Genomic DNA, 14,110 nt, shown 5'->3' on the forward strand with positions numbered 1-14,110 from the left:
TACTGTGTATTTTGAATAATACACTTTTTCCTCTCTATATCATCATGTTTCTAAAATAAATTTAAGTTGGTCGATTCATTTGTATCCGATGATGTCGCATCGTTTTGCCATGTCGTAATCTTAGGCTGAGTATCAGATTGCTTTGGGATTGCCTTTGTCGCTGTTGTCTTAGACTGCATGTTCTTTTGCTTTTGACGTGTCTTTTCAAATACAGCACTACTATTACTGTCGCCATCGACGGTATCCAATATCGATCCCGCTTCATCTAAAGTAAACGATACATTAGCTTCAATCCAATTACGGCGTGGTTCAACTTTATCACCCATTAAGGTTGTGACTCTTTTTTCAGCCAAAACACCGTCATCAATTTTCACACGAATCAGTGTCCGTGACTCTGGATCCATTGTTGTTTCCCAAAGCAATGAAGCGTTCATCTCACCCAGACCTTTAAAGCGTGTTAGCTCATAACGACCAGTTGTCTGGCTTGTAATCGTTTCAAGCTCATCATTTGTCCAAGCAAACTGATCATCATGCTTTTTAGAACCAAACTTCACACGATACAATGGTGGCAAAGCAATATAAATTTTGCCTTCTTCTATTAGTGGTCGCATATATTTATAAAAGAACGTTAGCAACAACGTTTGAATATGGGCACCATCATCATCAGCATCAGTCATAATAATAATTTTGTCAAAAGCTGCATCTGCAACCTTAAAGTCAGCGCCAACACCACCACCAATAGCATAAATCAATGTCGAAATTTCTTCATTTTTTAAGATGTCTGCTAATTTTGCCTTTTCCGTATTCAAAACTTTTCCACGTAACGGTAAAATAGCTTGAAATTTTCTATCTCGACCTTGCTTGGCAGAACCACCGGCTGAATCTCCCTCAACTAAGAAGAGTTCATTTTTAGCCGCATTCTTAGATTGTGCCGGCGATAGTTTACCGGACAATAATCGTTCTTTGGCGTTTTTAGAACGGCCAGTGCGACTTTCATCACGTGCTTTACGTGCTGCTTCACGTGCTTCACGCGCGCGTAATGCTTTACGGATAAGATTTTGTCCAAAATCACCGTTTTCCATTAAGAAACGACTTAGCGTTTCATTCACAATGGCGTCAACGATACCGCGTGCTTCAGGTGTGCCCAACTTATCTTTCGTTTGGCCTTCGAACTGCAAATATTGTTCTGGCACCCGCAAAGAAATGACGGCAGATAGACCTTCACGCACATCTGAACCTTCAAGATTTTTGTCCTTATCTTTTAATAAGTTAGTTCTACGTGCATACTCATTAAAAGCTTTCGTCCATGCCGAACGGAACCCAGCTTCATGAGTACCACCATCTTGTGTTCGAACATTATTCACAAACGATAATAACGTCTCAGAATACCCATCGTTGTATTGTGCGGCAACGTCAACAATAATCCCTTCTTGCTGACCTTCAAAAGTCATAATCGACCCAATGGTGCCCTTATCTTCATTTAAAAAGCCAACAAAAGCCTCTAACCCTTTATCATAGTGATAGGCCTCATGCCGAATTGGATCGACGCGTTCGTCAGTTAAAGTGAACTTAACGCCGCTCATTAAAAAGGCCGATTCACGTAATCGTTCAGCCAATGTTTCATATTTATAAACAGTTGTCGAAAAAATATTGGCATCCGGTTTAAACGTCAATATAGTCCCAGTATGTTCTTTGGTTTTACCTAAATCACGCAGGGTTCCTACAGGTTTACCACCGTCTACAAAGTCCTCTTCCCACTTATGTCCTTCACGAACAATTGTCACTTGCAAACTTTCAGATAAAGCATTAACCACTGATGAACCAACACCATGTAACCCACCTGATGTCGCATAACCGCCTTGTCCAAATTTACCACCCGCATGTAGCACTGTTAGGATAACTTCAGGTGTTGGTTTGCCGCTTTCGTGCATACCAACTGGCATTCCACGGCCAAAATCTTGAACTGTAATGGCATTATTTTCGTGAATCGTTACATTGATTTCATCGCCAAAACCGCCCAACGCTTCATCAACCGCATTATCCACTATTTCATATACTAAATGATGCAGGCCACGGCCATCTGTAGAACCAATATACATTCCTGGTCGTTTACGAACCGCCTCTAAGCCTTCTAAAATTTTAATTGAATCTGAATTATATTCGTTATTTTTTACCATATATCTTAAGCGTACCCAATAATCATTAAATTAAAATATGATGACGTACATTTTACTTTCACTTTAATAGCATGTGTGCTTGACTGCCTATAAACACAATCTACTTTATATTAATTGAAAAAGCAAACCCTGACAAGCATAATTATTGTGAAATACTTAAATGTTGTTTATGTCATCTACTAATGTGGTAAAATTGAATTTGCATTATTTGAGGAGCAAAATAAAAAATGATTATCACAATATTAATATTTATACTCGCCTATTTACTAGGATCATTAGTTCCTGGCGTGTGGATTGGTCAACTATTTTATCATGTTGATATCCGAAAAGTCGGTTCAGGTAATATTGGTACGACAAACTCTTTTCGTGTTTTAGGTCCAAAAGCTGGAACATTAGTCTTACTACTTGATTTGCTAAAAGGAACTCTTGCTGGTATGTTGCCGATGATATTCGACAGTCATATTAACGCAATGTTAGTTGGACTCGCAGCTATTATTGGTCACACCTACCCCATTTGGCTCAAATTTAAAGGCGGTAAGGCTGTTGCAACAAGTGCTGGTGTGTTATTAGCTTATAATCCAAGTTTCTTCTTACTTATTGTGTTGGTATTTGTGTTGACACTACTTATCAGTTCAATGGTATCCATGAGCGCTATGGTAACTTTTACTTTTGCAACCCTTAGCTCTTTATATTATCATGATTGGATTTTAACAATTGTCGCTGTCAGCTTAACCATCTTCGTCTTTTATCGCCATCGCACAAACATTGTGCGTATTAAAAACGGTACTGAAAGCACCGTCCCGTTTGGTTGGTACTATCAAAAGAAAAAAGCACTCATTAAGAGTGCTTTTTATGATTCAACAATTTCACTGAGATATTCCCAGCGGCCCATCTTTTCATCAAGTTGTTGTTCTAATAATTCTTTTTGCTTTTGAAGTTCACCTAATTTAACATAATCGGTACCATTATGTGTCATGTCATCGCTTACTTGACTCATTTGTGATTCTAACTGTTCAATATCATCTTCAATCGTTGCCCATTCCTTCTTTTCGTTGTAAGTGAGCTTTTTTTCACTGGTGTTGTCGGCGTCTCATGATTGATCTTCTTAGGTATTTTCACCGATGGTTCGGACTGTGTTTCTGTTGTTAAATATTGACTAAATAAACCATCAAATCGTTCAATTTTTCCAGCACCCTTAAAGATAAACAGTTTATCAGCAACCTTGTCTAAGAAATAGCGATCATGGCTGACAGTAATGACAGCACCTGCAAAATGAGACAAGAAATCTTCTAGTACGGTTAAAGTACCAATATCTAAGTCATTCGTTGGCTCATCTAACAACAGAACATTAGGCTGTTGTAATAATAATTTAAGTAAATATAGTCGGCGTTTTTCGCCACCAGATAATTTACGAATCAGTGTCCCATGCATAAAGCTCGGGAACAAAAATTGTTCTAATAATTCTGAAACACTGACCCGATTACCTTCTTTATCAATGACTGATTCTGCCACATCACTCAAATAAGCAATAACGCGCTTATCATCAGGAATAGCTTCGGTCATTTGTGTATAATAAGCCATTTTGACCGTTTCACCAAGTTGAATTAACCCACTGGTCAAAGGTTGTTTACCTGCAATGGCATTTAAAAATGTTGATTTTCCTGCTCCGTTGGCACCGGTGATACCAATACGATCTCCAGCAGATACACGTAAGTCAAAACCATCCAAAATGATTTTATCATTAAATTGGAGTTTGGCATCCTCGATGACCACAACCTTTTTGCCCAATCTTTGCTGGCCAAGATTAACCTGGACATCTTCGTCGACAGCAACAGGGCCCATTTCATTTTCTAGCTGTGCAAACGCATTTTCACGTCCCTTTTGTTTCGTCGTTCGTGCCCGTGCAGATTTACGCATCCATTGCAATTCTTTTTTATACAATTGCTGTTTCTTATGATCGGCCACCTTTTCTTGTTCGACACGTTCTGCCTTACCGACAACATAATCTTGGTAGTTCCCTTTATACACGTATAATTTGCCAAAAGACAATTCAAAAATACGTGTTGTCACCGCATCTAAGAAATAACGATCATGAGTGACGGTTAATACCGCGCCTTTATAGTTAGCTAAGTACTTTTCCAGCCACGCAATAGAATCAAAATCAAGATGATTCGTTGGCTCATCTAAAATCAACAAATCAGGTTCTTGAATCAAAATTTGAGCTAAGCCAACACGCTTTTTTGGCCACCAGACAACTCACTAATACGATGCTGTAAGTCCGGCATATGTAGTTGCGTTAAAATCGTTTTTATTTTAGCTTCAGTCGTCCATGCATCCTCTTGCTCCATTGCAGCTTGTGCTTTTTCAAACTGATTCGCAATACTATCATCGTTGGGTTGCTCGCTAAACCGTTGTAAGGCAAAAGTATAATCTCGAATCACTTTAAAGACTGGCTGGTCGCCTGAAAGAATGGCATCCATAACTACTGCATCTGGATCTAAATCAGGCAACTGCTTCAGATAGCCAATCCGATAGTCATTTTGTGTGAGAATATCTCCGGAATCGGCCTTAGTAACACCCGCAATTGCATTAAGTAGCGATGTTTTACCACTACCATTAACACCAATCAGTCCAATATGATCACCCTCAGTGATCAAGAAAGAAATATGGTCAAAAAGGACTTTCTCGCCATATGTACTTGTTAAATTATCTACTCTAAATTGTTTCATAATAGTATTATACCCACATCTTATCTTTTTAGATTGGCAATTTTGTGTTATATTAATTTAAATACTTTTGTGTAGGAGAACACCATGACACTATCTGCCCAAATCCGCGATCACCACTTTGATCACATCCTTTTAAATGCTGCTGGCGTTATGTGCCAAACAACTGAAGAGTTGGACCAAATTATAGAGACTAGCAACACTGGCGCTGTTGTCACAAAATCTGCGACAACAGCTCCTCGTCCAGGTAACCCTAAACCACGTTACCATGAAATGCAAGACAATCTTGGTACGATTAATTCAATGGGATTACCCAATGAAGGCTTTGATTACTATCTAGACTATGTTCTAGACAAACAAAACACAACATCAAAATCTATTTTCTTCTCAATCGCTGGACTCACTAAACAAGAAAACATTGATATGTTGCATCGTTTACAAGATAGCAACTTCAATGGCCTTGTTGAATTGAACTTATCTTGCCCAAATGTTCCCGGTAAGCCACAGACAGCCTATGACTTTGAAGCAACACAAGCTATTCTTGAAGAAGCATTCGCATTCTTTACAGGCGATCTTGGTGTGAAGTTACCACCTTACTTTGATATTGTTCACTTTAACCAAATTGCGGAAGTTCTTAATCAGTTCCCACTAGCATTTGTTAACACCATCAATTCAATTGGTAATGGCCTAGTCATTGATCCAGAAACTGATACTGTTGTTATCAAACCTAAAGGCGGCTTTGGCGGGTTAGGTGGCACAATTGTTAAAGCAACTGCGCTGGCTAACGTTCGTGCTCTCCGTCAACGTCTTAACAGTTCAATCAAAGTTATTGGTACTGGTGGTGTCACGAGTGGTCGCGATGTTTATGATCTCATCTTATGTGGTGCTGATCTCATCGAGATTGGTTCACAGTTAGCAATTGAAGGTACCCCTGTATTTGACAGAGTGACTGATGAATTGACTGCTATTTTAAAAGCTAAAGGTTATGATAACCTCAACCAAGTACGCGGACAACTGCAAATCATAGAATAAAAAACGTGCAAATAATATTTGCACGTTTTTTATTCACTCAAAGAGTTAATACCAATCATGCTTAAGCCGATGCGATGACGCTTTTCATCAACACTTTCAATCCAAACATCCACAATATCACCAACGGCAACAACTTCCGAAGGATGCGTTACACGTTTTTGTGCTAACTTTGAAATGTGTACCAAGCCATCTTGCTTAACCCCCAAATCAACAAAGGCGCCAAAGTCGACAACATTCCGTACTGTTCCCTGCATTTTCATGCCAACTTTTAAATCTTCAATACGCAATACATCGGCGCGTAATAGCGCCCCTGTCATTTCCGAACGACCATCACGACCAGGACGGCGCAAAGAAGTAATAATATCTCGTAACGTTTCACGGCCCACATTAAGCGTTTTAGCCATCATTTCGTTGTCTAAAGCCGTTAATGCACTATCTGTTGCATGTCCCTTTACTCTTTCTAATAATTGTTGCGCAATATGATAGCTTTCAGGATGAATATCAGTATTATCTAATTGATTTTTACCATCCACAATTCTCAAGAATCCAGCAGACTGCTCATAAGACTTTGCACCTAATCTTGGCACTAATTTAAGCTGTGCTCGCGAATCAAATGTCCCCTGTGTATTACGATAATTAACAATATTTTGTGCAAGCGTCTTATTAAGTCCTGCAATGTGTGTCAGTAATTGGGGACTAGCAGTATTAAGATTAACACCAATTTGGTTAACAGCAGTTTCAATAACAACATCAACTTGTTCATCTAAAGCTTTAACGTTCAAATCATGTTGGTATTGTCCCACGCCAACAGATTTAGAATCAATTTTGATTAATTCCGCAAGTGGATCTTGAATACGCCGACCAATTGATATAGCACTCCGTTCTTCTACGTGCAAATTAGGAAATTCTTCCCTCGCCTCTTTCGAAGCAGAATAAACGGAAGCACCTGCTTCATTAACAATAGCATATTGCACATGGTCGGGCTTATGCATTGCCACAAATTCCTCTGATTCGCGTGACGCAGTCCCATTACCAATCGCAACTAATTGGACACCATACTGTGTAATCAATTGTTGAAATAATGTCACAGCTTCTTGACGCTGTTGCTTGTTAGCAGGCTTATGCGGATAAATCACCTGACTACATAAAAATTTACCGTTTTCATCAATAATCGCTAACTTTGACCCCGTTCGATACCCTGGATCAAATCCCATCACGATTTTATTTTTCAGCGGTCGTTGCATCAGTAAATGATATAAATTGTCACCAAATACTTTAATCGCCTCTTCTTGTGCTAGTTGTGTCAGTTCTTGACGTATTTCTCTTGTTACAGCGGGTAAAATAAAACGTTTATACGCATCCTCAATAGCCGCTATTACCAAATCAGCAGCATATCCAGTTACTGATTTGATCAGTTGCGTTTTCATAAAGAAAAATGCGCGTTCGTCGGAAAACGTGACTTTAACAGATAAAATACCAGTCTTTTCGCCACGATCGATGGCTAAGATACGGTAACCATTTTGTTTCAAATGTGGTACCGTTTCCGAAAAATCATAATATTGTTGATAAATTTGTTGTTCATCTTTTTCTGCTGCACCGCGTTTTAATGTTGTTGAAACAACACCATCACGTACCAAACGTGCTCTCAACCATTGTCGGAATAATGCTTGTTGCCCAATCTGCTCTGATAATATTTCATGAACACCGTCATAGATAGATTCTGATGTTGGTAGTGCTTCACTGATATAATCATTCACTTGTGCATTAATCTGACTTCGTGTAGCTGATAAATGTGTTAAAAGCCAATCTACAAGTGGTTGTAAGCCATTTTCCCTAGCAATCATCGCCTTGGTACGTCGTTTTTGCTTATAAGGTAAATAAATGTCTTCAATATCTTGAAGACTAGTTGCGTTCAATATCGCACTGTTCAGCTGCTTAGTTAATTGACCTTGATCGGCAATTAACTTCAACACAGCATTTTGACGTTGCGATAATTCACTCACCTTTTTAGCTACTTGTTGTATATCACGAATCTGGACTTCATCTAGATTACCTGTCATTTCTTTACGATATCTAGCAATAAAAGGTACAGTGCTACCTTCCTCTAATAATGTCAGAGTACTAGCAATTTGTTTTTTGGCAAGCGATGTCATATGCTGACTGACGACTTCAACAATTTTATCCTGTGTTGTTTCAACTAAATGCGGTGTCATATTCAGTGGTCACTCTACTTTCTATTTGTCATTCATCCTAAAATGTTTGTAAATATTTTCTAAGACGTTCATCAATTAAATGATTATCTAGACCAATTAATAGCTTAAGTCGTGCTTTTTGTCCATTGATGCTTGTCGCAAATATAGCACCTGCACGTTCCAGCTGCACGCCACCACCCAAATAATCATACACAGGTTCTGCCACACCATTGAAACTTCTAGATACAATCACAACCGGAATATGGCGCGATAAAAGATAACTCACACCTGTAGCAGCTTCACGTGATAAATTACCCGCACCCAACGCTTCAATAATAATACCGTCAATGTTCGTCGCAGCCAATAACTCCAATAATTGTCCATCCATCCCGGCATAGGCTTTTAGCACCGGAATATTACGATTCACATTATGAATAGGCAAGACATGTCGTTTAGGTAAATTATATAGGTAGATAATTTGACGTTTTGTCAAAATCCCCATCACACCACTAATTGGTGACCCAAATGTTGCAATATTTGTTGTATGTGTTTTAGTCACAAAACGTGCTGCATGAATCTCGTCATTTAGTACAACTAATACACCACGTCCACTTGATTGTTCATCCGAAGCAACACGGATTGCCGATTCATAATTATAAAGACCATCTGATCCTAACTCATTAGCTGAACGCATGGCACCTGTTAGAACAATTGGTAATTCAATATCCAACGTACTATCTAAGAAAAAAGCTGTTTCTTCTAAAGTATCCGTTCCATGGGTCACAACAATTCCCGCAAAGCCTTCACTGTTAGCTTTCAACAGACGCTGATATAATACCAACATATGCTTAGGACCAATATGCTCACTTGGTAAATTAAAAATATTTTCCACTTGTAATGTGACATTTTGCGGTATTTTAATGATGGCTTGAATGAGTGGATTTTCTTCACTTGTTTCAACATCCCCATCGCCATCTTGATGCATCGCAATCGTACCACCCGTATGTAAAACCAAAATTTTCTTATTAGCCATAATTAATTATCCGTTCTTCGAAGTTTTTTAATTGATTTGTCCAAGAATGCATTTGCTCAATGAATCTTTTTGCACGTGGTTTGAAGCCAACTTGTCGATCATATATATAATCAATCACTTGTTGTAAGCCACGTTTGGTAATGTTGGACACTTTAATATGTCCAACTTGTGCTAAATTAATCGTGCTAAATTGACGCAAATAAAAAATGGTTTTGGCATCAACGTGCAACCGATGTTCGTCTAAGCCAAAATGATTTTCACTGATAATACCATTATACTTTTCTGAGTAGTCAAAAATACCAACTTGATTACCATCAATTGGATCTGCACGCCAGTTAGGTGCTACACCTAGTGGCACTAATAACTGTACTTCAAATATATTCGTGATAATTTGTGGATCAGCACCGTTATTGATTTTATCCAATGCGATGACGAATTGTTGATACCAATGTGTTATCGGCTCTCCATCCTCAAAAGCCGCATCCAACAAACTAGCGATTACAGCGACATAGGCATTAGCCTCAATATCTTTTATCAATCGCGTATATTGCTTGGTATCTTGCACATCATTAATATAACCTAAAGACCCATTTTGCTTAGGTAGTGCACCTTCAAATAATGATAATGTATATGTTTGTACACCAGCAGATAATTTTGATTTTTGTTTTTTAGCACCACGAGCCAAAAAAGTTCGCAAGCCTTCCGTTTCCGTTAGCACACGAACTAATAAATCATTATCTTTATATTGCCTTGTATAAAGCACAATGCCATGAAATGATGTCATCTTCAACTACACACTCTTCTAGGATTTATCCACCATATCTAAGCACCAAACCAGTTTAATAATCTTGTTCCTTATAACCCAGTGTTTGTAGTGCTTGTGGACGATCACGCCAACGCGGTTCAACTTTAACCCATGTTTCCAAGAATACCTTATCACCCAAAAGGCGTTCGATATCTTGACGTGCACGTGTTCCAATCTGCTTAATCATCTTACCTTGCTTACCAATGATGATATTTTTTGTGTTGGTCGTTCTACAATGATAGATGCTTGCACATGAATCTTTTCTTCATTTTCACGTGCAATTTTGTCAATGACCACCGCAACTGAATGTGGTACTTCTTGACGTGTTAACTGTAGCACTTTTTCTCTAATCAATTCGCCAATAACAAAACGTTCCGGATGATCTGTCAATTGATCAGCATCAAAATACTGTGGCCCCTCATCCAATATGCTAATAATATTTTCTAATAATTGGGGTACATTATCACCTTCAGTAGCAGAAATTGGATAAACTTCTTGCCATTCAGGCGCTTCGACTTGATAGCTTGCAATAATGTCTAGTAAGGTTTGTGGATCAACCAAGTCAACTTTATTAATAAGCAAATAAATTGGTGTTGCTTTAATTTCTTTAAGTCGTTCAATAATAAAATCGTCACCACGACCTCTTGGCATACTAGCATCCACTACAAACCAAATGGCATCTGCTTCATGCAATGAAGAAAAGGCAGACTTAACCATAAAATCACCTAATGAATTTTGAGGCTTGTGGACACCTGGTGTATCAATAAAAACGACCTGTGCGTCATCTGTTGTATAAATACCTTGGATTTTATTACGCGTTGTTTGTGCCTTATCAGACATAATTGCAATTTTTTCACCAACAATTCGATTTAAAAGTGTTGATTTACCAACGTTAGGTCGTCCAATAATGGCTACGAAACCTGATTTAAAAACTTTTTCTGTCATATTTTAAGTGCAACACTTTGTTGCATTTCCTTTCAATTGCTCACAACGTCTATTAATGATGGAAGAAATTGGTAACAATACCGAATTGTCGCCATATATAGGGTTGAAAGATAATAGCTAAAATAATAAATTCAAAAATAGCTGCGACTAATACACCACCGGATGCCACATCCTTCGCAAGACCTGCAAGTGGATGATAAGTTTTGTTAACAACCAAATCTACGAGTGCTTCAATAATTGTATTTAAAAATTCACTGGAAATAACAGTAAATACAGCAACAGCTACCCACAACCAGTCAGAACGTGCCAAATCATAATATAAACCTGCTAATAGAATACAAAATCCTAGCACAATATGGATACGCATATTACGCTCGCGAACCAATATCATCCATATTCCACGTAATGAATTTTTCAAAGCACGGAAAAAATTGCTATTACGTTCTATTTTCTTATTATAGTCTTTCGGCGCATTTTCTAATTTGTATTTATCTTTCGAGGCCATAATCATCTAAAATCTTTCGCTGTAATTCAAACATTTCTTTTTCCTGTGGGCCTTCATCCATATGGTCATAACCATTTAAATGTAAGAAACCATGGACCACTAGAAAACCGAGTTCTCTTTCAAAACTATGGCCTAGATAGTCAGCTTGAGTATCAACAATATCAATCGATACTAGTATGTCCCCAATATTTTTAGCTAATGTTTCTGCCATTTCTTCATCAGGTAACACTGGTAAGTCATCGCCATCTTCCTCAATAGCAAAACTAATGACATCTGTTGGCTTGTCAACACCACGATATTGTTTATTATATTCATGAATTGCATCATTATTCATGAATGTTACTGACATTTCTGTGTCTTCCGGCAACTTCAGATAATGTCCTGCGTAGTTTAAAACCGAACGGACTAAATCTTGATGATATGGACTAACACCATCTTTAGTTTGATCAATAATTGCGAGATCCATTATCAGTTTGCTCCTTTTTCAAATCTTTAATACGTTGATCAGCTGCTTCATAAGCATTCACAATCAAACCAACAACAGGATGACGCACAACGTCTGCACTTGTGAAATTAATAAATGAAATACGATTAATATCTTTTAATATGCGTTGCGCACTAATGAGACCAGATTTTGCGCCTTTTGGTAAGTCAATTTGTGAAATATCTCCATTAACCACCATCTTTGAACTAAAACCTAATCGTGTTAAGAACATCTTCATCTGCTGATTCGTTGTATTCTGCGCTTCATCCAAAATGATAAATGCATCGTCCAATGTACGGCCACGCATATAAGCCAACGGCGCGATTTCAATCACTTCGCGATCCATTAATCGCTGCGTTTGCTCAGCACCAATTAAGGTGTTCATAGCATCGTAAATAGGACGTAAGTATGGATCTACCTTCTCTTTTAAATCACCAGGTAAGAATCCTAATGATTCTCCCGCCTCAACAGCTGGACGTGTAATAATAATTCGCTCTACTTCACCACGTTTAAGTGCGGAAATAGCCATTGCAACTGCCAGGAAAGTTTTTCCGGTCCCAGCAGGTCCAATACCAAAAGTCACATCACTTTTACGAATGGATTGGACATACTGCCGTTGTCCAAAATTCTTCACACGTACCGCTCGGCCTTTGTTATCACGAATCAATGTTTCTGAATATAAATCACCGAAATACTCTAGTGTACCACGCTTTCCCATGGTAATAGCACTCACAACATCTGTAGCTGAAAGTGTAATTTGATGTTGAATAAGGCTCGCTAACGCTTCGATAATTTGTAAAGTTAATTGTGCCGCATCTTCATCACCAGATATTGTTAATTGATCACCACGTGCATGAAGGCGTACATCTAACCCTTCTTCAAGAAGACGAAGGAAGCTATCGTTAGCACCCGCTAGCCCACTTTGCTGTTCACTATTCTTGAAATGATAAGTCACTTGAATTTGTGCAGTCAAAAAGTTCAAACCTCTTTTGCATTTGTTTTTCCTTTTAATTTTAGCACAGTAAACTGCTTAAGACTAGCATTCTAACGCGATTACAAGATATGCACAAGACAATTATAAAGACGCCCTTGATATACAATTGCCAACAGCAAAATTTAGGCAAAAATAAAAACCAGAATAGCTTTTGTCATTCTCGCTTTTTATTTTATTCTAAATTCAACGTCAGTACGTCAATTTAAAATGAAGCTTCTTGTCTAAAAGCATGCCAACATGTACCTAAAGAAATCGTCAGACCGATAGCACTCATCAAGGTGAGATATGTGCTACTGACCTCGTGGAATGATGACACACCGACATAAAATCCGACAAAGAATACAATAGTAATAAAACATAATTGTATCAACCATAACTGCCGATATGATTTGAACAACAAAACCAACAATATCCCTACTACGCTAATACCTGTCATAATCAGATAAATTGTCATCGGTTCATGCCAACTCACAAAATCCATTATCATTTTACGTCTAGTAATGAATGCCGTTAAAAAGTTCATCATCACCAAACAGATAATGTGCCATTTCGAAATAATTGTTTTGTGCATTTGTACCTCCCGTCCTTTGCACCACATGTATTTTATCACGAAGTTTAGATACGCTTAAAAAACATTTTAGATTTTTTGGAAAATAAACTTATTTTATATAAAACAAGCAAAAAAGCCTCTGCTACTAAACAGAGACTTTATATTACTTAACATATATGACTTACATTGCCATCCAGACTGCTGACAAAACATTGCCATCCGGATCCTTCACATCTAATTCGTACATTTGATCTTCTGGCATACCAATATCTATATGATAAGATTCACCACCATTTGCTTCAGCAGTTTGCGCAAATTTTTTAACATCCTCAACACTTGGCAAGCTAAATGCTGTCATTGAACCGCTTGTTTCATGCGTATCTGCTGTTGTCTGATCTTTCAAAAACTTCTGATAAAAATCACGGGTCAATAACATGACCCAAATATTTTCATCCCAAACCATACCTGCGCCACTATCATCAGAAAATTCTTTATTTTGTTTAAAACCTAGCGCTTCATAAAATTGAATCGATCGCTTTAAATCTGTAACAGGCAAGTTCACAAATATCATTTTTGTCATGTCTATATACCTCCATGTTAATCAATGCTTTTGCTTGTTTCGTTTCACTAAGGCTATTATCTCATGATTGATGAACGAATATAAAAA

Annotated in this window: 11 protein-coding genes and 2 pseudogenes; 2 read left to right on the plus strand and 11 right to left on the minus strand. The window is 37.9% G+C overall.

Annotation, left to right across the window (positions count from 1 at the left end):
- Positions 1–50: 50 nt before the first annotated feature.
- Positions 51–2,177 (minus strand): DNA topoisomerase IV subunit B, encoded by a 2,127-nt coding sequence (gene parE, locus LEUFL_RS0103785; RefSeq protein ID WP_010007571.1) that lies wholly within the window; start codon positions 2,175–2,177, stop codon positions 51–53.
- 227 nt (positions 2,178–2,404) lie between these two features.
- On the opposite strand from parE, the gene plsY reads away from it, so the two are divergent.
- The gene (plsY, locus tag LEUFL_RS0103790; RefSeq protein WP_010007572.1) at positions 2,405–3,112 is read left to right on the plus strand and encodes a glycerol-3-phosphate 1-O-acyltransferase PlsY; all 708 of its coding nucleotides are present in this window, start codon (positions 2,405–2,407) and stop codon (positions 3,110–3,112) included.
- On the opposite strand, the pseudogene LEUFL_RS11350 reads toward plsY, so the two are convergent.
- A pseudogene (locus LEUFL_RS11350) lies at positions 3,028–4,906 on the minus strand (ABC-F family ATP-binding cassette domain-containing protein). The gene plsY and the pseudogene LEUFL_RS11350 overlap by 85 nt on opposite strands.
- Positions 4,907–4,990: 84 nt before the next feature.
- On the opposite strand from LEUFL_RS11350, the gene LEUFL_RS0103800 reads away from it, so the two are divergent.
- Positions 4,991–5,935: a dihydroorotate oxidase gene (locus LEUFL_RS0103800; protein ID WP_010007574.1), complete on the plus strand. Its 945-nt coding sequence runs from the start codon at positions 4,991–4,993 to the stop codon at positions 5,933–5,935.
- Positions 5,936–5,964: 29 nt separating this feature from the next.
- Here LEUFL_RS0103800 and LEUFL_RS0103805 read toward each other — a convergent pair whose 3' ends face one another.
- The 9 genes and pseudogenes from LEUFL_RS0103805 to LEUFL_RS0103845 all read right to left on the minus strand — a co-directional run bounded on the left by LEUFL_RS0103805 (position 5,965) and on the right by LEUFL_RS0103845 (position 14,023).
- A complete protein-coding gene (locus LEUFL_RS0103805) occupies positions 5,965–8,148 on the minus strand; it encodes a Tex family protein (RefSeq protein WP_010007576.1) in 2,184 nt (727 codons plus the stop codon).
- Positions 8,149–8,185: 37 nt separating this feature from the next.
- Positions 8,186–9,160 carry an asparaginase gene (locus LEUFL_RS0103810; protein ID WP_010007579.1) on the minus strand — a complete coding sequence of 325 codons (975 nt, stop codon included), beginning with the start codon at positions 9,158–9,160 and terminating at the stop codon, positions 8,186–8,188.
- Positions 9,153–9,944 (minus strand): DNA repair protein RecO, encoded by a 792-nt coding sequence (recO, locus tag LEUFL_RS0103815; protein WP_010007581.1) that lies wholly within the window; start codon positions 9,942–9,944, stop codon positions 9,153–9,155. The genes LEUFL_RS0103810 and recO overlap by 8 nt, the downstream gene beginning before the upstream one ends.
- Positions 9,945–9,999: 55 nt before the next feature.
- A pseudogene (era, locus tag LEUFL_RS11355) lies at positions 10,000–10,910 on the minus strand (GTPase Era).
- A 52-nt stretch (positions 10,911–10,962) separates the two neighbouring features.
- The gene (locus LEUFL_RS0103825; protein WP_029508639.1) at positions 10,963–11,415 is read right to left on the minus strand and encodes a diacylglycerol kinase family protein; all 453 of its coding nucleotides are present in this window, start codon (positions 11,413–11,415) and stop codon (positions 10,963–10,965) included.
- Positions 11,399–11,881 carry an rRNA maturation RNase YbeY gene (gene ybeY / locus LEUFL_RS0103830; RefSeq protein ID WP_010007585.1) on the minus strand — a complete coding sequence of 161 codons (483 nt, stop codon included), beginning with the start codon at positions 11,879–11,881 and terminating at the stop codon, positions 11,399–11,401. Before ybeY ends, LEUFL_RS0103825 begins: the two co-directional genes overlap by 17 nt.
- A complete protein-coding gene (locus LEUFL_RS0103835) occupies positions 11,862–12,872 on the minus strand; it encodes a PhoH family protein (RefSeq protein WP_010007586.1) in 1,011 nt (336 codons plus the stop codon). The genes ybeY and LEUFL_RS0103835 overlap by 20 nt, the downstream gene beginning before the upstream one ends.
- 223 nt (positions 12,873–13,095) lie before the next feature.
- Complete coding sequence (locus LEUFL_RS0103840) at positions 13,096–13,464, minus strand: hypothetical protein (RefSeq protein WP_010007587.1); 369 nt, start codon at positions 13,462–13,464, stop codon at positions 13,096–13,098.
- 160 nt (positions 13,465–13,624) lie between these two features.
- Positions 13,625–14,023 carry a VOC family protein gene (locus LEUFL_RS0103845; protein ID WP_010007588.1) on the minus strand — a complete coding sequence of 133 codons (399 nt, stop codon included), beginning with the start codon at positions 14,021–14,023 and terminating at the stop codon, positions 13,625–13,627.
- Positions 14,024–14,110: the final 87 nt, after the last annotated feature.

This window comes from Leuconostoc fallax KCTC 3537, from assembly GCF_000165675.1.
Classification (GTDB): domain Bacteria; phylum Bacillota; class Bacilli; order Lactobacillales; family Lactobacillaceae; genus Leuconostoc_B; species Leuconostoc_B fallax.

What these genes read in the sequence shown, in the direction of transcription:
- LEUFL_RS0103825 (WP_029508639.1), bottom strand. Translation starts at nt 11,415, where the DNA reads ATGGCCTCGAAAGATAAATACAAATTAGAAAATGCGCCGAAAGACTAT.
- parE (WP_010007571.1), bottom strand. Translation starts at nt 2,177, where the DNA reads ATGGTAAAAAATAACGAATATAATTCAGATTCAATTAAAATTTTAGAA.
- LEUFL_RS0103845 (WP_010007588.1), bottom strand. Translation starts at nt 14,023, where the DNA reads ATGACAAAAATGATATTTGTGAACTTGCCTGTTACAGATTTAAAGCGA.
- plsY (WP_010007572.1), top strand. Translation starts at nt 2,405, where the DNA reads ATGATTATCACAATATTAATATTTATACTCGCCTATTTACTAGGATCA.
- LEUFL_RS0103805 (WP_010007576.1), bottom strand. Translation starts at nt 8,148, where the DNA reads ATGACACCGCATTTAGTTGAAACAACACAGGATAAAATTGTTGAAGTC.
- LEUFL_RS0103810 (WP_010007579.1), bottom strand. Translation starts at nt 9,160, where the DNA reads ATGGCTAATAAGAAAATTTTGGTTTTACATACGGGTGGTACGATTGCG.
- recO (WP_010007581.1), bottom strand. Translation starts at nt 9,944, where the DNA reads ATGACATCATTTCATGGCATTGTGCTTTATACAAGGCAATATAAAGAT.
- ybeY (WP_010007585.1), bottom strand. Translation starts at nt 11,881, where the DNA reads ATGGATCTCGCAATTATTGATCAAACTAAAGATGGTGTTAGTCCATAT.
- LEUFL_RS0103800 (WP_010007574.1), top strand. Translation starts at nt 4,991, where the DNA reads ATGACACTATCTGCCCAAATCCGCGATCACCACTTTGATCACATCCTT.
- LEUFL_RS0103840 (WP_010007587.1), bottom strand. Translation starts at nt 13,464, where the DNA reads ATGCACAAAACAATTATTTCGAAATGGCACATTATCTGTTTGGTGATG.